This is a genomic window from Parajatrophihabitans canadensis (assembly GCF_053764775.1).
In genome coordinates this window covers 4440731-4463626 of sequence record NZ_CM132445.1, presented here as the reverse complement: position 1 = coordinate 4463626, position 22896 = coordinate 4440731, and the positions used below count along the sequence as shown (strand labels likewise).

At 62.9% G+C, this 22896-nt stretch carries 21 protein-coding genes; 11 read left to right on the top strand and 10 right to left on the bottom strand.

The window, feature by feature from the left end; translation table 11 throughout:
- Positions 1-1296, top strand: coding sequence for a DUF4915 domain-containing protein (locus ACSMXN_RS21485; RefSeq protein WP_022914506.1), 1296 nt, complete (start codon positions 1-3; stop codon positions 1294-1296).
- On the opposite strand, the gene ACSMXN_RS21480 is transcribed toward ACSMXN_RS21485, so the two are convergent.
- The gene (locus ACSMXN_RS21480; protein ID WP_022914505.1) at positions 1218-2426 is read right to left on the bottom strand and encodes an acyltransferase family protein; all 1209 of its coding nucleotides are present in this window, start codon (positions 2424-2426) and stop codon (positions 1218-1220) included. The two genes, ACSMXN_RS21485 and ACSMXN_RS21480, sit on opposite strands and share 79 nt — an antisense overlap.
- 149 nt (positions 2427-2575) lie before the next feature.
- Positions 2576-3499: a LysR family transcriptional regulator gene (locus ACSMXN_RS21475; protein WP_155958470.1), complete on the bottom strand. Its 924-nt coding sequence runs from the start codon at positions 3497-3499 to the stop codon at positions 2576-2578.
- A gap of 81 nt (positions 3500-3580) precedes the next feature.
- On the opposite strand from ACSMXN_RS21475, the gene gabT reads away from it, so the two are divergent.
- The 6 genes from gabT (at position 3581) to ACSMXN_RS21445 (ending at position 10371) form a co-directional block, all read left to right on the top strand.
- Complete coding sequence (gene gabT, locus ACSMXN_RS21470; RefSeq protein ID WP_022914503.1) at positions 3581-4942, top strand: 4-aminobutyrate--2-oxoglutarate transaminase; 1362 nt, start codon at positions 3581-3583, stop codon at positions 4940-4942.
- Positions 4943-5012: 70 nt separating this feature from the next.
- Positions 5013-6467, top strand: a complete 1455-nt coding sequence (locus tag ACSMXN_RS21465; protein WP_022914502.1) for an aldehyde dehydrogenase family protein — start codon at positions 5013-5015, stop codon at positions 6465-6467.
- Positions 6468-6934: 467 nt separating this feature from the next.
- Positions 6935-8203: an aspartate kinase gene (locus tag ACSMXN_RS21460; protein ID WP_022914501.1), complete on the top strand. Its 1269-nt coding sequence runs from the start codon at positions 6935-6937 to the stop codon at positions 8201-8203.
- A 105-nt stretch (positions 8204-8308) separates the two neighbouring features.
- Complete coding sequence (locus ACSMXN_RS21455) at positions 8309-9367, top strand: aspartate-semialdehyde dehydrogenase (RefSeq protein ID WP_035944280.1); 1059 nt, start codon at positions 8309-8311, stop codon at positions 9365-9367.
- A 78-nt stretch (positions 9368-9445) separates the two neighbouring features.
- The gene (locus ACSMXN_RS21450; RefSeq protein ID WP_027139724.1) at positions 9446-9808 is read left to right on the top strand and encodes a hypothetical protein; all 363 of its coding nucleotides are present in this window, start codon (positions 9446-9448) and stop codon (positions 9806-9808) included.
- Positions 9805-10371, top strand: coding sequence for a DUF559 domain-containing protein (locus ACSMXN_RS21445; RefSeq protein ID WP_022914498.1), 567 nt, complete (start codon positions 9805-9807; stop codon positions 10369-10371). The genes ACSMXN_RS21450 and ACSMXN_RS21445 overlap by 4 nt, the downstream gene beginning before the upstream one ends.
- A gap of 71 nt (positions 10372-10442) precedes the next feature.
- On the opposite strand, the gene ACSMXN_RS21440 is transcribed toward ACSMXN_RS21445, so the two are convergent.
- Positions 10443-10577 carry a hypothetical protein gene (locus ACSMXN_RS21440; RefSeq protein ID WP_022914497.1) on the bottom strand — a complete coding sequence of 45 codons (135 nt, stop codon included), beginning with the start codon at positions 10575-10577 and terminating at the stop codon, positions 10443-10445.
- 154 nt (positions 10578-10731) lie between these two features.
- On the opposite strand from ACSMXN_RS21440, the gene ACSMXN_RS21435 reads away from it, so the two are divergent.
- Complete coding sequence (locus ACSMXN_RS21435) at positions 10732-11262, top strand: ferritin (RefSeq protein WP_027139722.1); 531 nt, start codon at positions 10732-10734, stop codon at positions 11260-11262.
- 60 nt (positions 11263-11322) lie between these two features.
- Here the strand turns inward: ACSMXN_RS21435 and def are convergent, their stop codons facing one another.
- From def to ACSMXN_RS21405, 6 genes are all read right to left on the bottom strand, one after another.
- Positions 11323-11862 carry a peptide deformylase gene (gene def / locus ACSMXN_RS21430; protein ID WP_022914495.1) on the bottom strand — a complete coding sequence of 180 codons (540 nt, stop codon included), beginning with the start codon at positions 11860-11862 and terminating at the stop codon, positions 11323-11325.
- A 61-nt stretch (positions 11863-11923) separates the two neighbouring features.
- Entirely contained in the window at positions 11924-12649 is a 726-nt protein-coding gene (locus tag ACSMXN_RS21425; RefSeq protein WP_022914494.1) for a class I SAM-dependent methyltransferase, read from the bottom strand.
- Complete coding sequence (locus tag ACSMXN_RS21420; RefSeq protein WP_155958469.1) at positions 12646-14088, bottom strand: MATE family efflux transporter; 1443 nt, start codon at positions 14086-14088, stop codon at positions 12646-12648. Before ACSMXN_RS21420 ends, ACSMXN_RS21425 begins: the two co-directional genes overlap by 4 nt.
- Positions 14066-15256, bottom strand: coding sequence for a glycosyltransferase (locus ACSMXN_RS21415; protein WP_022914492.1), 1191 nt, complete (start codon positions 15254-15256; stop codon positions 14066-14068). The genes ACSMXN_RS21420 and ACSMXN_RS21415 overlap by 23 nt, the downstream gene beginning before the upstream one ends.
- Positions 15240-17387, bottom strand: a complete 2148-nt coding sequence (locus ACSMXN_RS21410) for a hypothetical protein (RefSeq protein ID WP_022914491.1) — start codon at positions 17385-17387, stop codon at positions 15240-15242. Before ACSMXN_RS21410 ends, ACSMXN_RS21415 begins: the two co-directional genes overlap by 17 nt.
- Entirely contained in the window at positions 17374-18297 is a 924-nt protein-coding gene (locus tag ACSMXN_RS21405; protein WP_022914490.1) for a decaprenyl-phosphate phosphoribosyltransferase, read from the bottom strand. The genes ACSMXN_RS21410 and ACSMXN_RS21405 overlap by 14 nt, the downstream gene beginning before the upstream one ends.
- 251 nt (positions 18298-18548) lie before the next feature.
- Between ACSMXN_RS21405 and ACSMXN_RS21400 the strand changes: the two genes are divergently transcribed.
- Complete coding sequence (locus tag ACSMXN_RS21400) at positions 18549-19799, top strand: cytochrome P450 (protein WP_022914489.1); 1251 nt, start codon at positions 18549-18551, stop codon at positions 19797-19799.
- Positions 19800-19863: 64 nt separating this feature from the next.
- Here ACSMXN_RS21400 and ACSMXN_RS21395 read toward each other — a convergent pair whose 3' ends face one another.
- Positions 19864-20571 carry a TetR/AcrR family transcriptional regulator gene (locus ACSMXN_RS21395; RefSeq protein ID WP_022914488.1) on the bottom strand — a complete coding sequence of 236 codons (708 nt, stop codon included), beginning with the start codon at positions 20569-20571 and terminating at the stop codon, positions 19864-19866.
- Positions 20572-20875: 304 nt separating this feature from the next.
- On the opposite strand from ACSMXN_RS21395, the gene ACSMXN_RS21390 reads away from it, so the two are divergent.
- Both ACSMXN_RS21390 and ACSMXN_RS21385 read left to right on the top strand, forming a co-directional pair.
- A complete protein-coding gene (locus ACSMXN_RS21390; protein ID WP_455407636.1) occupies positions 20876-21676 on the top strand; it encodes a sugar phosphate isomerase/epimerase family protein in 801 nt (266 codons plus the stop codon).
- 30 nt (positions 21677-21706) lie between these two features.
- Positions 21707-22891: a cytochrome P450 gene (locus tag ACSMXN_RS21385; protein WP_022914486.1), complete on the top strand. Its 1185-nt coding sequence runs from the start codon at positions 21707-21709 to the stop codon at positions 22889-22891.
- Positions 22892-22896 lie beyond the last annotated feature (5 nt).

The following is a 22896-nucleotide window of genomic DNA, read 5'->3' as shown; positions in this document are numbered from 1 at the left end:
ATGGCGTCTGCATTGCTGGCAAGTTCGCCGGCGACCGAAGGTGGTGGCGGTGGTGTCTACCTCGTGGGTCCGGACGGAGCCGAGTTGCTGGATGCGGTTCCAACCTCGGGCATGTGTGCGTCGCCGGATGGATCTCGGTTGGGCCGACTGGCCTGGGCGCCACAGGACAACGTCCGCAGCGAACTTTTCATCACAGACAGCACAGGCTTGCTGCTGTACCGGCGACTTGACGACGTCTCGGAGCCGCACTCGATGCTATGGGATGGCGACGAGATCATCGTCGTGTCGACGCACACCGATTCCGTGCTGTGGTTGGACGAGACGGGCCGTGAGATCCGGCGGTGGTCTCCGGCGGCCCTCGGCGGGCGGGGAGACAACTGGCATCTGAACGGACTGTGCCGGATGGGTGAGCGGGTGCTCGTTAGCTGCTTCGGCAGGTTCGACCGGCACCGCGGTTGGTCCGCCCCCGGAGCCCGCGACGGCGCCGGCATTGTCTTCGACCCGGTGACCAGCGAGGTCGTGCTGTCAGGATTGTCAGCTCCGCACGACCCGGTATGGCTCGGTGACGGCTGGCTGGTCTGCAACTCGATGACTCGTGAATTGTGGAGCCTTGATCCCGCCGGAGATGTGCGCGCACAGGTTGACCTGGGCGGCTGGACCCGCGGCATCGAGGTCGACGATGAGTTCATCTACGTGGGGGTGGGTGTTCACCGCGATACCGACCCTGCTGTCCGCGCGCGGATCGCGGTGCTGGATCGGCATACGTTGATGGAGCTGAACGCATTCGAGCTTCCCGGCCGGGAAGTGTTCGCGCTCGCCCGAGTCTCGGAGGACGTCGTCGACGGCCTTCGAGTCGGCGCCCGAACGGGCGCACTCGAAGCCACGGGTTCGCCGCAGGTGCGGATGGACGAGCCGCTGGCCGCAGCCGATTGCGCCGTTCGGCTACGGATCGTTGAGGGCCTCGATGAAGACGCGATGTGGGGCCTCGGCCCTCGCCGTGTGACCGTGCGAGTCACTAATCTCTCCTCCGTTTCCCTCAGCGGTCTCGGACCGTATCCGGTGCGGATAGGGGCACGCTGGTACAGCGAGAATGGAGACTCGGTAGATGGCGAACGTGGCTTTCTGCCCGCTCCGCTGCGCCCAGGCGCATCCGCCGATGTCGAGTTGACGGTCACTTCTCCGATGACCGGACCGGCGGTGCTCCGCCTCGGAGTCGTTCAGGAATTCGTCCGATGGTTCGACGAGGTATCTCCCGCTGCGACAGTTGCGGTCAAGGTTGACGGCGCTACCGTCTGAGGACGGCTGGCTGTTCGCCGGGTCAAGAGTTTGGCGAGGCGCTGGGACGGTCGCTCAACCAGCTGGTAGCAGAGTTCGGTTGACAACAACAGCGCGGCGGCAGCAAGAACCAGGCTCGCTGTGAATCCGAACCGTCCTATCGTTGCGTCGAGAACGAACAAGGCGATCGGACCGTGCAGCAGGTAGAGGCTGTAGCTGCGATTGGCGAGAAAGAGCGCGATGCGGGGCTGCGGAAATCGGTCATTCATCAACATCGCCAGAACGAACGCGCCGTAGGCGATCGCGACCGAAACGCCATAGGAATTCGCCGAGGTCAAGAACGTCGGCTGCAGGCGTTCCAGACCAACGACAAACTCGATCCACGCAGCTACTGACAGCAGCACGCCGTGCCACACCGTGATTCTTGTGGACCACATCAGCCAGAGGATTTGGCCCAACATGAGCAGCGGAACGTAGCTGACCGATGCCGCGAACAGGAAGTAGTTCGCGCCGTGCATGCGCATACTCCACAAGACGAGCGCGATCACGCCCAGAATGAGCCACGTTCCCAGTCCCTTTCTGCCCAGCAAAGGACGTACGGCGAATACGAATAGGTAGAAGATCACCTCGATCGCCAACGTCCACGCGACGCCGAGGACGATTGGTTGGGGCGATTGGACCCAATTCAGCAACGTCATGGACCACAGCGTGCCGCTGCTGGTTGGCATCGACGGGACTCGGTGGAGTTGGCTGTCACCCACGCTGAGCCAGTGCCGCATGACGACAATGGCGACCGCGGCGAGGACTGCGACGATGAGTGGCGGATAGATTCTCAGTATTCGCCGAATGGCAAAGGCCTTCGATGTCTCCGATACTGCGACGTGCGTGATGATGAAACCGCTGATGAGAAAGAAGAGTGAAACGCCCAACCATCCGAAATCCTGGATAATCGCCAGCGGCCCGGCCACGAACCGGTCGACTTCTTTCAGCGGGATCCAGCTGCGCTGATTCCAACCCAGCCATTGGCCGACCATGTGGTCCCACAGGACAAGCAGTACGGCGGAGCTGCGCAGGTAGTCGAGAAACAGGATGCGGCGCCGCTCAGGGTTGCCGGTTGCGATCTCAGGTGTGGAATGTTTTGGCGTGTTCACAGGTGGCGTTCGGCTCTCTACTCGCTGGTGGAACGAGACTTAGCGGCAGACAAAGCCAACTAACCGGACGGATCGTAACCAATGGCAGTGACCGATGAACCGCGACACGTCGGACAGTTCGCCGTGTGATGCGCAGCGCCTGGAAGTCGTTATCGGGGCAGCACCTGGGACCCGTACCGCGTCGCACAATATTCGCGCAGCCGCCCGGCCAGCGACTCGATCGTTTCCGCGGCGTGATGGCGGGGATTCCAAGCCGCCTGTAATTCGAGCGTGAGCAGACCGTCCGGTCCCTGGATTCGCAGCCCGTGCAACCCGAAACGCGCGTCGTCAGACACGATCGCCACGCCTCGGCCCGCAGCGGCCAGTGCCTGTGAGAGCTGGGGCGAGGTGACCTCGACCGGGCGGCGCAGCATCAGGTTTGCCTCGCTCGTCGCTCGATCGAGGACCTGCCGCGGCTTGTAGTTGACGGGCAACAACAGGGTGACGGCCTCTTCGCCGAGTTCGGCAAGGGTGACCGCTGATCGATCTGACCACGGATGCTGCGCCGGGACGAAAGCCCAGATCGGCATGATCGCTATTGGGGTCGAGGCCGTGTCCTCAGGCGCCCGTTCGGTGGAGATGGCAAGGTCGGCCCGACTTCGCAACGCCGCATACACGTTCGCCGGATCCTCTTCCAGCAACGCGGGAAACGGGTCGTCCGGTCCGATGGTCGCGATGAACGGAGCGATGACATCGGTGAGTGTGGTGGACGGGGCAGCGATCCGAATCCGGTCGAGGCGCCCTTCGGCAAGCGCTGAAGCAGCAGCCCGGACGCCGTCCGCCCGGGTCAGCAGGTCGCGCGCGATCGGTACGAAGCTCTCGCCCGCTGGAGTGAGCACGAGCCGGCCTCGCGTGCGGGCGAAGAGCTCGACGCCGAGCTCGTTTTCGAACCGTCGGATCTGCCGTGACAACGATGGCTGGGCGACGTGCAGAAATTGCGCGGCGGCTGTCACCGAGCCGGAGTCGGCGACAGCCAGAAAATAACGCAGCGAGTGAAGTTCCATCGATGCCTGACAGGTATGGGGAGTAGTCAAACCTAGTATTGGACAGCATAGTCGTGTGGGACGAAAATAGGGGCAGATGTCCGTTCAGCTCAGTCGCTCCCGGGAGTCCTCATGTCCTCATCAGATCTGGCCAGCTCGGACCGTATCGAGCAGCGGCTGGTTCTCAACACCTCGATTCCGGGCCCGAAATCGGCGGAACTGCATGCGCGAAAAGCCGCCGCGGTCTCGTCCGGTGTCTCGGTCGGCCTGCCCATCTACGTCGAACGCGCCGGCGGCGGCATCGTTGTCGATATCGACGGCAACCACCTGATCGACTTCGGCTCTGGCATTGCGGTCACGACCGTTGGTAACTCCGCGCCGAAAGTCATCGAACGGGTCCAGCGCCAGGTCGAGGACTTTACCCATACCTGTTTCATGGTCACGCCATACTCGGAGTACGTCGAGGTTGCCGAAGCGCTCAACGAGCTGACCCCGGGCGCGCACGAAAAGCGCTCCGCACTGTTCAACTCGGGCGCTGAGGCAGTGGAGAACGCGATCAAGGTCGCGCGATCGGCAACGGGACGGCAAGCAATCGTGGCCTTCGACCACGCCTACCACGGCCGGACGAATCTGACGATGGCGCTGACCGCGAAGAACATGCCGTACAAGCATCGTTTCGGTCCGTTCGCCAACGAGATCTATCGAGTCCCGATGGCCTATCCGTATCGCTGGCCGACGGGCGCCGACAAGTGCGCCGACGAGGCCTTCGAAACCTTTACCTCTCAGGTGCACGCTCAGATCGGCGAGGACAACACCGCTGCCGTGATCATCGAGCCCATCCAGGGCGAAGGTGGTTTCATCGTGCCGCCGCCCGGTTATCTCATGCGCGTTGCGGATTGGTGTGCCGCCAACGGCATCCTGTTCATCGGAGATGAGATTCAGACGGGATTCTGCCGGACCGGCGAGTGGTTTGCCTGTGACCACGAAGGTGTCGTGCCGGACCTGATCACCACCGCCAAAGGCATCGCCGGTGGGCTGCCGTTGGCGGGCCTCACCGGCCGCGCTGACCTGATGGATTCCGTCCACGTCGGCGGCCTTGGTGGCACGTACGGCGGCAATCCCGTTGCTTGTGCGGCCGCTCTCGGCGCGATCGAGACGATGCGGACCTCGGATCTGTGTGGTCGCGCCCGCCAAGTCGAGGCGCTGTTCATGCCGCGGCTGCAACAGTTGGCGGCGAAGTATCCGCAGATCGGTGACATCCGCGGCCGCGGTGCCATGCTCGCCATCGAACTCGTGAGCGACCCGGTCGCCAAGACGGCGGATGCTGCCCTGGCCGGGGCCGTCAACAAAGCCTGCCACGCCTCCGGGCTGATCACACTGACCGCTGGGACGTACGGCAACGTGTTCCGCTTCTTGCCGCCGTTGGCGAGCGGTGATGATTTGCTGAACCAGGGGCTGGACATCCTCGAAGAGGCCTTTGCCCAGTCCACCTAAGCGAATCGTGTAACGCTCGGCACCGTATCGATGCCGAGGGTTACACGATCGGTGAAGATTTGGAGTATCCATGCCCGACCTCAAAGCTGACGCGAATTCAGTCAAGCCTTTCTACCTTTCGGGAGTCCCGACGACTGGTGTGGAGACCCTCGAGGTGACCTCGCCGTGGGACGGTTCGCTAGTCGGAGTCGTGTCGCTGCCGACGGATGCGCAGGTCGAGCAGGCGGTGACAGACCTCGACGCGGTACGGCTCGAGGCCCAAGCCACACCGGCCCACGTCCGGGCGGCCGCGCTGGACCACATCTCAGCCCGCTTGAAAGAGCGGTCGGAGGAGATTGCCGCGCTGATCACTGCTGAAAACGGCAAGCCGCTGGTGTGGTCACGAGGCGAGGTCGGACGGGCCGTGTCAACCTTTCGGTGGGCCGCAGAAGAGGCGCGCCGGTTCTCTGGTGATCTCCAGCGGCTGGACACCGACGCCGCTGCAACCGGGCGGCTCGGCGTGGTTCGCAGATTTCCGCTCGGACCGGTACTCGGCATCGCGCCGTTCAACTTTCCGCTGAATCTGGTTGCCCACAAGGTGGCACCGGCGATTGCGGTCGGAGCTCCGATTCTGGTCAAACCCGCTCCGGCCACACCTCTCACCGCGCTGTTGCTGGGCGAGATCATCGCCGAGACCGATCTGCCCGCGCGAATGGTCAGCGTCCTGCCCGTCGCGAACGACAAGATGTCGGCGCTGGTCGCTGATCGGCGGCTTCCGGTCATCTCGTTCACCGGATCGGGCCCGGTCGGCTGGTCGATCCAGGCGCAGGCGCCCCGAAAGCACGTCACCCTCGAACTGGGCGGCAACGCTGCGGTGATCGTCAACGACGATTGGCCGGACCTGTCCGCAGCGGCATCGCGGATCGCACTGTTCGCCAACTACCAAGCCGGCCAGTCCTGCATCGGCGTGCAACGCGTGCTGGTGCACACCGACATCTATGACACGTTCGTCAGCGAGCTGGTGGCCGCAGTCGAGAAGTTGCCCACCGGTGACCCTCGCGCCGAAGGCGTGCAGGTCGGCCCCGTCATCAACGATGCTGCCGCGGAGCGGATCGTGAGCTGGGTAGACGAGGCGCGCGAAGCCGGTGCCTCGGTGTTGACCGGCGGCAGCCGCGAGGGACGTACTGTGGCCCCCACCGTGCTGGCCGAAGTGCCCGCCGGTACCAAGGTCGCCGATGAAGAGGTGTTCGGACCAGTTCTCTCGGTTGCCCGATTCCGAGATGTCGATGAGGCCTTCGCCCAGGTCAACGCCAGCAAATACGGGCTTCAGGCGGGGTTGTTCACCTCCGATCTGCAGATCGCATTCCGGGCCCACCGGGATCTCGAAGTTGGCGGTGTGATCGTCGGAGACGTGCCCAGCTACCGCGCCGATCAGATGCCCTATGGCGGCTGGAAGGACTCGGGCGTCGGCCGCGAGGGCTTGAAATCGGCTATGAACGACCTGACCGAAGAACGGGTTCTCGTGCTGACGGGCCTAGCGCTGTAGAGCGGGGGTGCCGATTAGGGAATATCCGGACGTCCTGCTAGCTTTGTCTTAGCAGCCCGCCTAGCGGCTGTCAGATTCGTGTGAGCTACAACGTTCAGAATCTGGACTTCGCCCGGTCATCAAGCTGACATTTCAGCGAAACCCGGAGCAGGTAGAAAGAAACAGCCATCGCCACTTTCTTCAAATGAGCGTCGCAGAAGGCTGTGTTTTGTTCGAGAGGAGACGTCCATGGATAAGGACGATGACTACGGTCCCTGGGACGACTGATCCCAGTTGACCCCCAAGTCGTGAACACAACGGCCCCTTCCGGTATGCGGAAGGGGCCGTTGTCATCTGTCTGTCATCTGTTTTGTCATCTGCGTCCGAAGCCAAGCTGCAGCCGCAATTCTGTTTGGGTGCGGCGTCTAGACTCAACACCGAATGTTTCATCCGTCCGCGCTCGAACAGATCAGTTACTGGAGTAGGCAGTGGGACTCGTCGTACAGAAATACGGCGGCTCATCAGTCGCTGACGCCGAGCGGATCAAGCGGGTCGCAGAACGAATCGTCGATACCCGGCGGGCTGGCAACGACGTCGTCGTCGTGGTCTCTGCGATGGGCGACACCACGGACGAACTGATAGATCTGGCCGAACAGATCACCCCGATACCCGGCGGCCGCGAATTCGACATGCTGCTTACAGCGGGCGAGCGAATTTCGATGGCGCTGCTCGCGATGGCGATCCAGTCCCTCGGCTATCAGGCCGAGTCCTTCACCGGCTCGCAGGCCGGCGTTCTCACCACCGCGGTGCACGGTAAGGCCCGGATCGTAAATATCACCCCTGGACGGGTAGAAAATTCGATCGCCGAGGGCAACGTGGCGATCGTGGCAGGCTTCCAGGGCGTCTCGCCCGACACCAAAGACATCACCACGCTCGGACGAGGTGGCTCCGACACGACCGCCGTAGCCCTGGCCGCCGCCCTGAAGGCTGACGTCTGCGAGATCTACACAGATGTCGATGGCGTGTTCACCGCCGATCCGCGGATCGTGCCGAACGCACGTCGTCTGGACACCATCACCTACGAAGAGATGCTCGAAATGGCCGCGTGCGGGGCGAAGGTCCTGATGTTGCGCTGCGTCGAGTACGGCCGCCGCTACAGCGTGCCGATTCACGTCCGCTCGTCATTTTCGACCAAGCCCGGGACCATCGTGTCCGGGAATATGGAGGATCTTTCCGTGGAACAGGCCATCATCTCCGGCGTCGCCCATGACCGCAGCGAGGCCAAGGTCACCGTCGTCGGTGTGCCCGACAAACCAGGTGAGGCCGCAGCGCTGTTCCGCGTGCTCGCCGAGGCCGAAATCAACCTAGATATGATCGTGCAGAACATCTCTACCGGCGGTACGGGTCGCACCGACGTGTCATTCACCCTGCCCAAGACGGACGGCCAGGTTGCCGTGCAGGCTCTGAACAAGGTTGCTGCGTCAGTCGGCTTTCAGAATGTGCTGTATGACGACCACATCGGCAAGCTGTCCCTCATCGGAGCGGGCATGCGGTCGCACCCGGGCGTATCGGCAACCTTCTTCGCGTCGTTGGCAGAGGCCGGTGTCAACGTCGAGATGATCTCGACGTCCGAGATCCGGATCTCGGTGGTGTGCCGTGACACCGAGCTCGATGCGGCCGTGCGCGCCGTCCACGATGCGTTCGAGCTCGGTTCGATCAACGAAGAGGCCGTCGTCTACGGCGGCACCGGGCGATAGCGACGCGCGTCGGCTTAAATAGGCGGCCGCAGGCCCCTAAAAGGCCGCCGGCTCAACAATGGAGAGATGTAGACAGTGAGTGTTTTCGAGGTCAGCGACAGCTACATGGGCGACGAACCCGAAGCCAGCCCGGGGCTGCGCGTCGGAATAGTCGGGGCGACCGGCCAGGTCGGCAAGGTCATGCGGCAGATCCTGGCTGAACGCAACTTTCCGATCGCCGAGATCAGGTTCTTCGCGTCTGCTCGCTCAGCTGGCACGACCCTGCCGTGGGGTCACGAGCAGATCGTGGTGGAGGACGCCGACCTCGCCGACCCGTCCGGTCTCGATATCGCCTTGTTCTCTGCCGGTGGCTCGACCTCGAAGCGGCTTGCGCCGAAATTCGCGGCCGCGGGCGCAATTGTCATCGACAACTCCTCGGCCTGGCGGATGGACCCGGACGTGCCGTTGGTGGTTTCCGAGGTCAATCCCGAAGCGGTGAAAGAGGCCCGCAAGGGCATCATCGCCAACCCGAACTGCACGACCATGGCGGCGATGCCGGTGTTGAAACCACTGCACGACGAGGCTGGTCTCGTCCGTCTGATCGCCTCTACCTATCAAGCGGTCTCCGGCTCTGGTCTGGCTGGCGTCGAAGAGCTTGCCGGCCAGGCGTCGGCCGTCGTCGACCGCGCCGCCGAACTGACCCACGACGGTGCGGCGCTGACCTTCCCCGCCCCGGTGAAGTACGTCGCGCCGATCGCGTTCAACGTCTTGCCGATGGCAGGCTCGGTCGTCGACGACGGCACTTTCGAAACGGACGAAGAGCAGAAACTTCGCAACGAGAGCCGCAAGATTCTGGCGATTCCCGAACTTCGGGTGTCCGGGACGTGCGTCCGGGTGCCGGTATTTTCAGGGCATTCGCTGTCGATAAACGCGGAGTTTGCCGAGCCGATTTCGGTGCCCCGGGCAATTGAGTTGCTTTCGGCGGCCCCCGGAGTCGTGGTCACTGAGGTGCCGACGCCGTTGCAGGCAGCCGGGCGTGACCCCGCGTTCGTTGGCCGAATCAGGCAGGACTCGTCGGTGGACGGCGGCCGCGGGCTGGTGTTGTTCATCTCCAACGACAACCTGCGCAAGGGTGCCGCGCTCAATGCCATCCAAATCGCCGAGGTAGTGGCCGCGACCCTCTAACCCTCATTTTGGCGAATCGTGTAACGCTCGGCACCGTATCGATGCCGAGCGTTACACGATTCGCGGGTTTTGGGGGCTGTGGATAAGTCTCGGACGGTCACCGCGGTTTCGGTGACACTTTCAGACGTGAATTGGACGGCTACCGCACGGCGTCAAGGCGGTGTCATCACCCGGGTTCAACTCTTCGGCACCGGTCTGGGGGAGGGCGCCGTGGACAAACTGGTCACGCGGCGGGACCTTCGCGAAGTTCTTCCGACGATCTACGTACACAGTTCAGCACCGGTGTCGGCACAACAGCGATTGTGGACGGCCGCCTTGTGGACCGGAGGCGTGATCAGCCATCGATCTGCGGCGGCTCTGCACGACATTCCGGTCATGCACACCACCACCGTCCACGTGATCGTGGGCGATCGCCGATCACTCGGTATCCGGCTTGGATGACTCTGCACCGGGTGCCGCTCGCCGCTGATGATCATGGCCACGTCGAAGACCTGCCCGTCACGACACCGAGGCGCACACTTATCGATCTGATGCGCAGTGAGCGGCGTGGGGTCGCGCAGACCCTGTTCGATCGGGCTCTCCAGCAGGGCTGGCTCAGCGCCGACGATGTCCTGGCCAGTGTCCGCGCCGGCAAGGGACGTACGGGCAATCGACAGCTTCGGGACTTGGTCAGCGCTGTTGAGCCGGGTGCCGAGGCTGAATCCGAGCGACTGTTGCATCAGCTGCTCAGGCGGGCGAGTCTCAGCGGATGGGTGCCGCAATACGTCATCGGCCTGCCTGGGCGTGAGGTTCGCGTGGACGTGGCGTTTCCCGATCTGATGCTGGCGATCGAGGTCGACGGAAAGCTCTATCACGATGAGTCTTCAGACCGCTTCGAGGACGACCGAGCCCGCCAGAACGAGTTGATCAACGCGGGCTGGCGCGTTCTGCGGTTTACCCGGCGACAGCTGAATGATCAGCCATACCTGGTCGTCGACACCATCAAGCGCTCGCTCGCCGCCTAAAACCAGCGAATCGTGTAACAACCGGCATCGATACGGTGCCGAGCGTTACACGATTCAGTCTAGAGCGGGGTCTAGGCCGCGACCTTGACCAATTTGCGTTGCTTCACGGTGTAGCCCTTGGGCAGGGTGCCTTCAGCAAGCATCCGGATCGGGCACCGCTTACAACGCGGCTTGTCGACGCAACACTTCTTCTTCGGCTTCGGCACGCTGGTGAGGTTAGCATTGCCTAACAAGATCAAGATATAGGTTCGCGAAGTGAAGTCAGTAACATCTAGTCAATCGTGATGTTTGTCCGGGGAGCCCGTGATCGACTCGACTATGACTGTGCGGGGTTGCCGCGCTACCGACGAAAGTGAACTGATGCCTGCTGATCGACTCGTTGACCAACTAAATGCTCAGATCGGGAACGAATTCCATGCCCATCAGCAGTACACCGCTGTCGCCTTCTATTTCGACGGCCTGACGATGCCGCAGACCGCAGCGTTCTTCTACCGCCAGGCGCGGGAAGAGCGCAACCACGCGTTGATGATGGCGCAATACCTGATCGACTCGGACGCACCCGTTCGCATTCCGTCGGTGGATGAGCCGGTGAACGAATTCCATTCCGTGGTCGAGCCGATCGAACTCGCCGTGGCCCAGGAGCATCGCGTCACCAGGCAGATCTCGGCGCTGATGACCACCGCTCGAGAGGAGTTCGACTTCGCTTCCGAGCAGTTCTTTCAGTGGTTCATCAAGGAGCAGGTTGAGGAGACGGCGAAGATGTCCGATCTGTTCACCGTGGTCAGCCGCGCTCCGGAGAACATCGAGGCCATCGAGGACTATGTGCTTCGCGAACAGGGCACCAACGCTGCCGACCCGACCGCACCGCGGATTGCCGGCGCAACCGCCTAAATCACCGAATCGTGTAACGCTCGGCATCGATACGGTGCCGCGCGTTACACGATTCGGGGCTCAGAACGTGAGGGCGTCGGGAAGGTCGGCGTTCCACGAGGACGGCTCGATGGACGCCAGCACCCGGCTCCGCCGCCGGCGGTTGAGGTGGTCGATGTACAACCTGCCCTGCAGATGCTCAGTTTCGTGAAGTAGGCACCTGGCGAAGAACCCACTCCCGGTGACCTCGATGGGCTGCCGGTTCGAATCGAGCCCGGTCACGGTGACGGTATGGGGGCGAGCGACCGGAGCGTACGGTCCGGGCACCGACAGACAGCCCTCGTCGCTCTCGTCAGTGTCCGCACTGGTCGCGGTGACGACCGGATTGATGACGTGGCCTTTGTGATACGTGCCCTCGTCATCGGGGCAGTCGTAGACGAACACCCGCAATGGGACGCCGACCTGAGGCGCGGCAAGCCCGACGCCCTCGGCCAGATACATCGTCGCGAACATGTCATCGATCAGCGCACGCAATTCGTCGTCGAAATCAACCACTGTTTCGCTCGGACGATGGAGCACCGGGTCGCCGACAATGACGATGGGACGAGTGTGACCGCTCATAGCGGACAAGTCTAAAGCCGCGACTCGTCCCTGTTCGAAAGACGGTCAGAAAGAAGGACGGTCAGACCCGCTCGAGTACGAAGATCGACGATTCGCCGCTACCTTCGCGCAAGAACAGCCTGCCGGAGAGGAACTGGGCGAGCGCTGGGCCCGCGTGCAATCCCGCGTCGACCAGCTTCGGCAATTTTCGATACGGCACATTCCACATACCGTCGCTGCCCTCGCGCAACACGCGCATGCCGCGCGACTGCAGGAAGGATCGCCACTCGGCATGCGGTTTGAGGTTGATGTGCGTGGGATCGGAGAATCCGTTCCACCGTTCCTGCGTCATCCGACGAGCCCGTCCGGCCGGGTCCGGCATGACGACGAGCGCGCGACCGCGAGGTTTCAGAATCCGTCGCCACGTCTCGATCGCCTGATCGGCAATGTCGTCGCTCAGATGCTCCAGCACATGAACCGCCGTGACCCCACCGATGCTGCTCGCCGGAATGTCAGCGACGTCGGTGTAGATCGTGCTGTCCGGCGCGTGCCGCCGGGCAATCTCTGCCGAATACTGCGATATCTCAAATCCGGAGGCGACAGAACCTTCGGTGGCGGCCAGCTCGGCGAGGTGGCGCACGAGATAACCAGTACCGCAGCCGAAGTCGAGGTACGGACCCGCGCCGACGTAACGCTGCACCAGCCGGGTGTAGTACCGCAGGGCTGGACGGTCACCGAGCTGGCCGTTGTTGCGGTAGTAATCCTCATCGAAATGGCCCTGCCCGAACTGATCAGGCTCAAAAGTCATCCGCGTGCGCCTCCGCTAGTCGCCGGTTCGTTTTTCCATACCGGCAGTTGGGTCATGCCAACCAGCCAGCCCACCCCGGATCCGATCAGGAACGACAGCTCCGCAGCGAGCACGAAGTCGGGGACGACGAAGTAGACGACCGTAGCGGCGGCGAGTCCGGCCAGCCAGCTCCAGGCAACCTTGATGTGCAGGCCTGCCGCGACGAGCGCCTGGGTGATGAGGACAAGCCCGAGATAGAACGTCACTCCGAGCGACAGGATGGCCAGGCCGTTGCGTGATACGTCGTAGCGATCGCCGAAAACGATGTGCATCGCGAGCGGTCCCGCACCATAGGCGATCACGAGTCCGGTTGCCGCGAGCGCGATGAGCAACATGACAAAGCGTGTCATCACCGAAACGACAAGGTCGCGACGCCCGGAGCGAAACAGCGTGGTCAGCGCGGGCAGGATCGTGGTCTGCAGGGGAACCGCGAGAAACAGCGGAATTCGGACGAGCTGGAACGCGGCCTGAAATTGTCCTGCAGCGACTTGTTGATGCACTCCCGCGGTCGCCGCGACCAGGATCGGTATGCCGTTGAGTAACAGTTGTGCCGCCAACGAACCCAGCAACAGGGGGCCAACGGCCTTGGCCATCGCCCGAGCCGACGAGCCTGACTCGAGTGCCAAGTCAGACTCACCCGGCACAACCCGCACAACCGGCGTGCCCGGCACAACTGGCACAACCGGCGTGCCCGAATCGGGGAGACCCTCAGGCACGCCATGCTGAAGTGCAACAAACAGGACCGGAAAGTGCGCAACTGCCACCGCGGCAACAAGCGTCCACGCGTAACCAGCGCTGTCGGCCTCGACCAGGTGGCCGAGCAGCGCGGCGAATACGACCCGCAGCACTCCGTCCAGCAACAGCACCCCGGCGTACAGCCGCATCCGGTTCAACCCGATGAGCACGCCGCGAACGACGAATTGAACTCCGGATACCAGGCAGAACACGGCAAGGGCGATCAGAGCACTGACGTGATGACCGAGGGACGGCAACAGTAAAGGTGCTCCGGCCAGCACAAGTACCAGCTCGATCCCGGCGAGCCCTGCCGCCACTCGTAGCGCCGATCGCAGCGCTGCCCGATGGCTGGATGCGCCCTGTAGCAGCCGGGCCAGCTCCTGCTCGATCGGCAGGAACACGCCGAACCCGACTACCAGCGCCAGCGACCAGTACGAGCTGAAATACAGATAGTCCTTAGGCGCCAGGTTGCGCGCCACGATCGCCAGGTAGACATTCACCAGGACGCCGGACGCGATCAACGCGAGCGCGACGATGCCGATACCACCGGCCGTACCGCTGCCGCCCGCGGCGCCGCCCGCCGCGCCGCCGCCAACCGCCATTTCGTGGCCCGACGTAGCAGCGTCCGAACGGCGCGGCGTGTCAGCCATCGGCAACTCGGTCATCAGCGTCACCGGACGAGGCACCGAAAGCGCCGCCCGGCGAAGCACCTAGCTCGCGGAACACCGCCTCGTACGCGTTGATCGTGCTGATCACGCCGTACCGCTCTCGGGTCAGCCGTCCGCCGAGTTCCCGGTCGCGCGGCTGGTCGCGCAATTCGGTTATCGCGGCCGCGATCGCCGAGGCATCCCGAGGTGGCACCACGACCCCGAAGCCGGTGTTCTGCACCGGCGTGCGAACCCCGGGGATGTCCGTGGCAATTGCCGGCACCCCGGTCATCATTGCTTCGACCTGGACAATCCCGAATGCCTCGAGAGAGTTCACCGAAGGTAGCGCGAAGACGTCGAGCGAGGCGTAGAAGTCATCGAGAGAACCATCCGGCAGAAATCCCAGAAAGCGCACCCGCGCGTCACCACCGGCCCGTGCCCGCACCCGATCGATCACGCTCCCGCCGGCCACCTTGGAATAGTCTCCACCGATCAAGAGGCGGTCGTCCTGGCCTGCCGCTCGGAGAAAGCCCTCGACCAGGTACTCGAGCCCCTTCTCCTCGACGATGCGACCGAGAAATCCGACGTGCACCCCGTTGCCGTCGCGAAACGTCGGCTTTCCGCCGCGACGGTCCAGACACGGTGGCGATATCACGGTCGTTCGGCCCTGCATCGAGGTCCACAGCCGCGAGTTGCGCGCGTAGTCATCGCTGGACGGCACGACCACCTGGGCTCGGGTCAATGCACCTCGCGATGAGGTATCGACGGCTCTGACCTGAACGCCGTTCACGATGCCCGGCGGTAGCGAAACGTCGCACTGATAGGTCGCTACCAGCGGTGTATTTCGTGCCAATCGGGAAATCATGCCGGCTTCGAGCATCGGCATGTGCAGGTTGAGAACCGACGCCTGCCGCGCCGCCCGGGCGGCAACGAATGGCAGCTGAGGGCTGATCGTGCCCTTGCCGATTCGTGCGACGACGGGTGTGCGGATTACGTCCACCCCGGCCAGTCGTTCGGATACCGGCAGCGAGCGGTCGTGTCGGGCCGCGATCACCGTGACCCGCCAACCGCGGTCTGCCAGCCCCTCGGCAACCACCTTGGCAGTATCGGTCAGACCGCTGACGTAAGGCGCGTAGTAGTTCAGCGCAATCGTCAAGTCCGCGCCGCGATCAGGTTGTCGCTTCACGACTCATACCCGTGACGATGAAGGTCGAGGTGCCATCCGACATTGACAGGTTGGCGTCGGGCGTCGCCGGTAACGGCACGTCGATGAACGTAGTATCCGGATGCAGGGTGCCCGGTTTCAGTTCGCCTCGGGCCGCGGCCCGCGGACCGGGCAAGGGTGTCCTCGTGCCGGCGGGCACGACATGACCGGTCAACCGAACTTTCGCGGCTGTCCCCGGCGTACGCATCACGAAGTAGCTCGGATGACCCGCAGTGCTCGAGTCGAAACCGACCGCTACCTGACCGACGGTGAGGTCGACGAGCTTGAAACGGGCATTCGTCCTGACCACCGTGCCCGGGTCGGCGTCCAGCGTCGCGGTGTCGTCCACCAGCAACCATCGGGTGAGCTTGCCGTCCCAGAAACGGGAGTAGCCCTGGTAGCTGATGTAGAGAAATGGGTACGCCGTAAGCGGTTTGGACCGTAGGGCCTGGGTGATCCACAGTTGATCGAAGAACTGGGGTGCGAGCACCATGCTGTCGCTGCCCTTCGGACCGTCGACTGCCGACAACCACCCCGCTGCCTGCGCGAAGTCAGAATCCACGTGGCGTGCGCGGATCATGGCTACGTTGCCGACCATCCGAACAGAGGTTCGTTCGTTGACGGCAATCCACAGCAGGCCCGGTAGCACCGCGGCGACCAGTACCGCGACTCGAAATCGGCGAAATTCGGGTCGTTCTTGGGAACTCCACCACTGGTACAGGCGGTCGAAGCCGAAGGCGGCGACCAGCAGGAGCAACGGAATCCAGATCTCGATGGTCCGTAGTTGGCTGTACGGGCGCTGCTTGACGGCCGCCAGGTCATAAGCCAGAGCCGCACCTGTCCCGGCGAGCACCACCATGAAGAGCCGACGGCGGGAGAACACCGCAGCGAGGGCAACCCCGACCACCAGCGCGAGGGCAAGCAACGGAGCTTGCCACGATCGCGCAAAGCCCTGCTCAAACGGTGTCGTACCGGTAAAGCGGTTCAGAGTCTCCCAGCGGGTCGCTCCGGAAAATGGCGAAGTGAGATGGTCCGGCGCGATCTGACCGATAAACACCAGCGAACGAAAGGCATTGGACCAGGCCAACGGCGCGATCGCGATACTGAGGCCGACGACAATCAGCGCGGAACGAGCGGCCGGCCAGATGTTGCTGGGCCGGCGGGCGAATACGGCCAGGATCAAGGCTGGAAGGATCAACGGGGTGAACTCCGCATAGGTCCCCAGCAACGCCGCCAACATCAGCGCGGCGAAGACACGGCCGAAGATGGGTGAACGATCGAGCGCTTGCACCACGGCAGCAACGGCGAACGGCGCTAGCGCCACCCCGAGCAGGGAGTCTGAATTCTGGTTCGCCAGCTGTAGCAGCGTCAGCGACGAGGTGGCTATCGCAACGCCGAGGATCAGTCCGCTAGCCGCTCGCATTCTCAGACATCGGGCCGCGCCGAGGCCAGCCGCAGGTAAGAGCAGGATCCACAAGCCGCTCAACGGATACCAGGTGTCGACCGAGGACTTGCCGAGCACGACGTTTATCGCCGATTGAGTGAGCTCGTCGCCTATGCGCAGGTGATGGCCGATCTGCGAGCTCGCCGATACATAACTCATCGGCGCCCCGCCTTGCTGCGGGGTCTGGTGAAAAACCGGCCGGTCGATGCCGCGATTGTGAGTGACCCAATCGACCACCGTTACGTAGTAAAAGGCATCGTTGGCGTTGCTGAGTTGCACGACGCGCGAATCGCCGACGACCTTGGACGGATACAGCACCGCGGTGGCCGGAATCGCGCCAAGGGCCGCGGCGAGAACCATCAAACCGAGCGCCGACCGAGAAGTGGCCCACCAGCGCCGATCTTTTCGAAAGTTCAGGACGAGCAGAACTCCCGCCGCGCCTGCGACGAACCACAGGCCTACCCGGACCGAGGTGATCAGCGTTGTGTAATGCAGGACTGCAACGAGAGCGGCAGCACCTATCAAGGGCGCCGCGGGAAGGAGCAGATTTCGCTTCGATGCGGTGAATTGACCTAGGACGAGCCATCCGACCAATGACAGGATCAGCCATGCCGCAGCCATGATCAGCAGCGTCTGAAACAGGGTGTCAGCCTCCTCAATAGGTCGCACCCGCGAACAGCGCTATCCAACACAGACCAAGCACAAGCAGTGAGCGATCGCCGAATACTACGTCTTCGGGGTTTTCGCCCTTACCCCCTTCTAGCAGCAGCGCATACCGGAAGACGGCGGCGACGAACGGCACCGCGGAGAGCTGATACCACGGAAAGTGGCCCGGCGTGGCCTCTGCCTTCTGGAAGGCAAAGAGGCAGTACGAAACCAGGAGCGCCGACGATGCCACGGTGCGGACATAGCCGAGATAGCTTGCCGTGTAGTGCTTCATCACCGCCCGAACGTGACCGTCCTCAGATTCGGCGAGAGCAGTGTGCTCGGCGTAGCGCTTTCCGGCGACCATGAACAACGATCCGAATGACGCAACGGTCAGGAACCAGTCCGATAGGACAAGCCCGGTGGCCGCCCCGCCCGCGATTGCGCGTAGCAGGAATCCACCTGCCACCGACAGGATGTCGTAGACCGGCATGTGCTTGAGCCACTTCGAGTAGGCGGTCGTGTTGGCAATGTAGATCGCCACAATCACGACAAGCTGCCAGCGCAGACATGCTGAAGCGACCAGCAAACTCAGCAGCATCAGGCCGGCGCCCACCATGCGGCCGGTGTTGGGCGAGAAGACTCCGGCGGCCATCGGCCGGAGTCGTTTGGTCGGATGCCGACGATCGCTGTCGACATCAGCCGCATCGTTGAGGTAGTAGGTGCCGCTGGCTGCTAGACAAAACGCGACAAAAGCAACGCCCGAACGCCACGCGTAGTCGAAATGCCCGAGTTGCCCGGCAGCCCCCGCCGCGGCGAAGACCAGGACGTTTTTTGCCCACTGCTTGGGGCGCGCCGCCTGCCACAACCCGTGAACCAGGTCTGGCTGGCTACCGGGCCTGGCTTCGCGATCGAGCACACGCAATACAAGCATGAGAGCAACGCGATCGCAGCAAAACACGCACAATTCACTGTCAGTTACCTGGCAATTACGTTACAAGACGTTGTCGAACGCAGACGGCCCCGTGTCCAGCCGCGAGCTGCACGCTCCGCGAGCTGAAGCTGTGCTGTGGCTACCGCCCGTGACCCTGTTCACCGGGCGGGTCAACGCGTATTGTGTGACGAAACCCGCAGCTGTCTCGCCCCTGCGACTTGCCGTGGGCGGCGTCCAAATCCGGAGGAAGAATGACTCAAGCACCTGAGATCGATGTTCGTGATGAGGTGATCGCGGCACGCTGCCCGGTCACAGATCTGCAGATGCAAGGCGGCGATCGGCCAGCGATGCTCGGCTTCGCCGAACTCGATGCGCTACGGGAGTCCTCACCGGCACACACCCTGCCTGGCGGAGACATCATCTACACCCGCTACGAAGAGGTCCTTGAGATTGCCCAGCGCTCCGATGTGTTTTACAGCAAGGCCTATGACCCGGCGACCGGCGAAGAGGCAGAGTTCGTGCTCGTGCCGCAGGCGATCGACGGACCGCTGCATGCGAAATGGCGGCGGCTGACCGGGCGGGTGTTCTCGCCTGGAAACATGGCGAAGTTGGACGATTCAATTCGGCTGCGGGTCAACGAGCTAATCGATGGCTTCATCGACAAGGGTCATTGCGACTTCATCAAGGAGTTCTCGCTTCGGTTCCCGACCTCTATCTTCCTCGAGCACGTCATCGGCCTACCCGTCGACCAGCTGGAGCGCTTCATCGCCTGGGAATCCAACATCTTGCATCCCAAGGACACGGACCCGATTGCGGCCTACCAGAAGTCGGTGCGCGCGCAGACCGAGGTGACCGAGTACCTGGGTCAGATCATTGCCGAGCGTCGCGCGCAGGCACCGGAAGACCGTGGCAACGATCTGATTTCGGTGGCTATGAACTGGGAGATCGACGAAGAGCCGATCCCGGACAAAGACCTGATGTCGTTCTACCTGCTGATTTTCGAAGCGGGTCTCGACACTGTCACTGCCGAGCTCGGTTACGGTTTCCACCACCTGGCCACGCATCCTGCAGACCGCGAGCGCATCGTGAACGACCCGTCGGTGATTCCGGTCGCCGTGGAGGAGTTGTTGCGCGTCTACGCCATCGTCAACATCTCGCGGACCGCGATGGAGGACACCGAGGTCGCTGGCTGCCCCGTCAAGAAGGGCCAGCGCTTCACGCTCAGCCTGCCTGCCACCGGCCGCGACGATCGGCAGTTTCCGAACGCCGCCACCGTCGACTTCGACCGCAAGGACATTTCGCACCTGGCGTTCGGTGCAGGACCACACCGTTGCCTTGGGTCGCACCTTGCCCGGCACGAGCTTGCGATCGCGTATGAAGAGTGGCACAAGCGAATCCCGGTGTACCGCGTCGACGAAAATGCCGAGTACAACGAGTCGCGCAGCAGCATGATGGGCCTCAACAGCCTGCCGCTCGTCTGGGACCCAGCAACCACCAAATAGGTAACGCAACGACCGTCAAACGGGCCAACTCCGCGACTCAGGAGTTGGCCCGTTTGGGAACCGCTTAATCCACCGAAGGAACCTTGGCGTTCGTCAACGGTGTCCGCGCTTGCGTGAGCGAGTGGGAAAGTGCGTCCACTCTCTGCTCGACGTCGGTCAATACCGCGTCGACTTGCGCGAGCAGGTCCGGGTCATGTCCGAGCGGATTGAGAGTCGGAAGCATGTAAGTCCGTACCCACGAACGGGCTGCGTCCTCGTCAAGGTCAAGCCGGATCACGACGAACTGCATCTCGCTGATCCACGACATGACTTCTTCAGGCGAGAGATCCGTCCGGACTTGACCGTTCAGCTGCCCCCCGCGGATGGCGGGTCCGAGCAGCTCCAGACCCAGCGCCCCGATGGCCGCGGCGATGGCCGGCGAGCGACGCGAAGTCATGAGCATCCGCAGCATGGGGTCGGTCCGCATCGCGTAGGCGGTATAGGAAAAGGCCTCCTGAAGGGTGGCGGCGACCGTTGCCGCACGCGCGATCTTGGACTTGCAGACGTCGGCGTGATGGCGCGCGACCCGGGTGGCGGCCTCGTAGAGCAGGCCTTGCTGATCGCCGAAATGTCGGTAAGCGGTGGCGCGAGAGACCTCCGCGAGCTGCGCGATCTGTTCGACGTTCACCTCCGCGATGTCGTCAGCCTGCAGCGTCGCCAGGTAGGTCACGAGCGCTTGATCGAGGCGTTCGCGGACCGATGCAACGGCCGCCTCGGAAGCCGGTTCAGCCATCGGACGATACCCATCTCTCTCGGTACTGCTTCTGTCGGTACTGCAAAGTCAGACCCATTGTGTGTAGCGTAGCTCACTGATACGTTGTCTCTCAGATCGCCAGATTACGAGATGGCGTCTCGCGACTGCGGGAGAATCATCTCGGGCCCAAGGCGGTGTGCCAGCCAGCGTTTGCACAATCAGCACAAGGTCGAAGTCCACAGTTAGCGGATCAGTCGCGGGAGAGTGCAGATGGCAGGACGCGTTGCGGGCAAGGTCGACGCCGACACGATGGCAAAGCACGAATCGAAGATTTGATCGTCCGGTGAAGCTGTCTCTCGCGCCTGGGTGCGGTATGTCGATTCAAACGGTGGACGATTTCGAGGCTTATCTGGTCGCGGCGGCAAATGCGGGCTTCCAAGCGGTGTCTTTGGATCGACAGCAGCTTGCACCGGTTGTCGCTGGCGGCCGGCGCGGCGTGTCTCGGGCGCTGTCCGTCCTGCACTGGCACGGGTTGGAATGTAGCGACGTCCTTGCATTAACTGTTCGGGGGCGGCAGGCCGACGAGATTGCCGAGGCGCAGGAGTTGGTCGACCTGGCGGCGGGTCTCAATGCCGAGTCTCTCCTGATCTTGTGTTTCGCCAATCCGACCGAGGCCGTGATCGATCGGCTGGACCGGCTAGCCAGTATCGCCGCGGATGCAGGTGTTCGGCTGGCATTGGAGTTCGCGCCTGGTCTGGCTATTCATTCGATCTCCACGGCGCTGGAGGTTGTCAACCAACTCGGCGCAGATCGAGTCGGTTTAGCCATCGATACCTGGCACTTCTTCCGCGGCGACAGTAGCTGGTCTGATCTGGAAACGATTCCGTTGGAGTCGATCGCGTTGGTTCAATTCGATGATGCCCCGCCAATGCTGAGCGACGACATCATGGATGAGACGGTCAACCGCCGGGCGTGGCCCGGTCTTGGCGAGTTTGATCTGACCGGCTTCGCACACACATTGAGCGTGCGCGGGTATGACGGGATCGTGAGTGTCGAGGTTCTGTCGCGGGAAACGCGATCACTGAACGAGAACGATTTCGCGCAGCGGGCATACGCCACGACTGCGAGCTACTGGCCGTCTTGACCGCGTGTTCGGCCCACCCTGGAGGACGTCATGACAGAAACTGCAGCGCAATGCTCTGCTCTTACGACGGTCGACCCCAACTCGCAGCGAACAATCTGGGGTGAGGACGCGCAGCAGCACTGGCTCGAACTGTCCTCCACCGCTGCGCGCTTGAACGAGTTCGGTGCCACCATCACCTCAGCCGCGGGCGTCGACTTCGCCATGCACGAGCCGAACTTGTTCTCTTCGGGGCCCGAAGCGGGCTATATCGGCTCAGAGACGGGGCTGATTCCACTCCAGATCGATCCGCCCGACCACGCCCGCTACCGGCGGATGCTCGATCCACTGTTCTCGCCTCGTCGGATGGCTGCTCTGGAGCAGAGCGTTGTCGAGCTGGCAAATACCTGTATCGATTCGTTCATCGATCGTGGCCGGTGTAACTTCAGCGACGAGTTCGGCAATCCGTTCCCGATCGGGATCTTCCTTGGATTGCTGGGATTGCCTCTTTCCGGAATGCCGGAGTTCATCCGCATGAAGGACGACATGATCCGACCGGCGTCCGACGATCTCGAGATCGCTGACCAGATTCGCCATCGCGCCGCTGAAGAGATCATGGCCTTGTTCAGCAATGCCTTGCTGGCCAGGGAGACCGAGCCCAAAGACGACTTGCTCGGTCACTTTGTGGAGCGTGAACGCGCCGGAGATCTGAGTCGCGAGGACTCGCTCAACATCTGCCTTCTGCTACTGCTGGCGGGACTGGACACCGTTACCGGCACGCTGGAATGTGCCTTCGCGCTCTTGGCCCGGCGGCCGGATCTCCAACGTATGCTCACCGAACCCGCTGGGATCGCGTCAGCTGTCGAAGAGTTACTCCGCTGGATCGTGACAAGTCCGACGCAATCGCGCATCGCAACGTCGGACACCGTCGTCGACGGCTTGGCGATCAAGGCAGGCACCCTCGTCAAGATCGTCCAAGCCACCTGGAACTTTGATCCGAACCGAGTCGAGGAGCCGCTGACGGTCGATCTGACCCGTCGTGCGAACCAGCACTCCTCCTTTGGCATCGGCGTCCACCGTTGCCTCGGTTCGCATCTCGCCCGCCTCGAACTGCGGGTCGCACTGACCGAGTGGCATCGCCGTATTCCTGAGTACCGACTGCCCGACGGGTACGAGGTCCGCTACACCCAATCGCTGCGCGGCGTCACCGACCTGCCAATCGAGTTTGGCCACGCATGAAACTC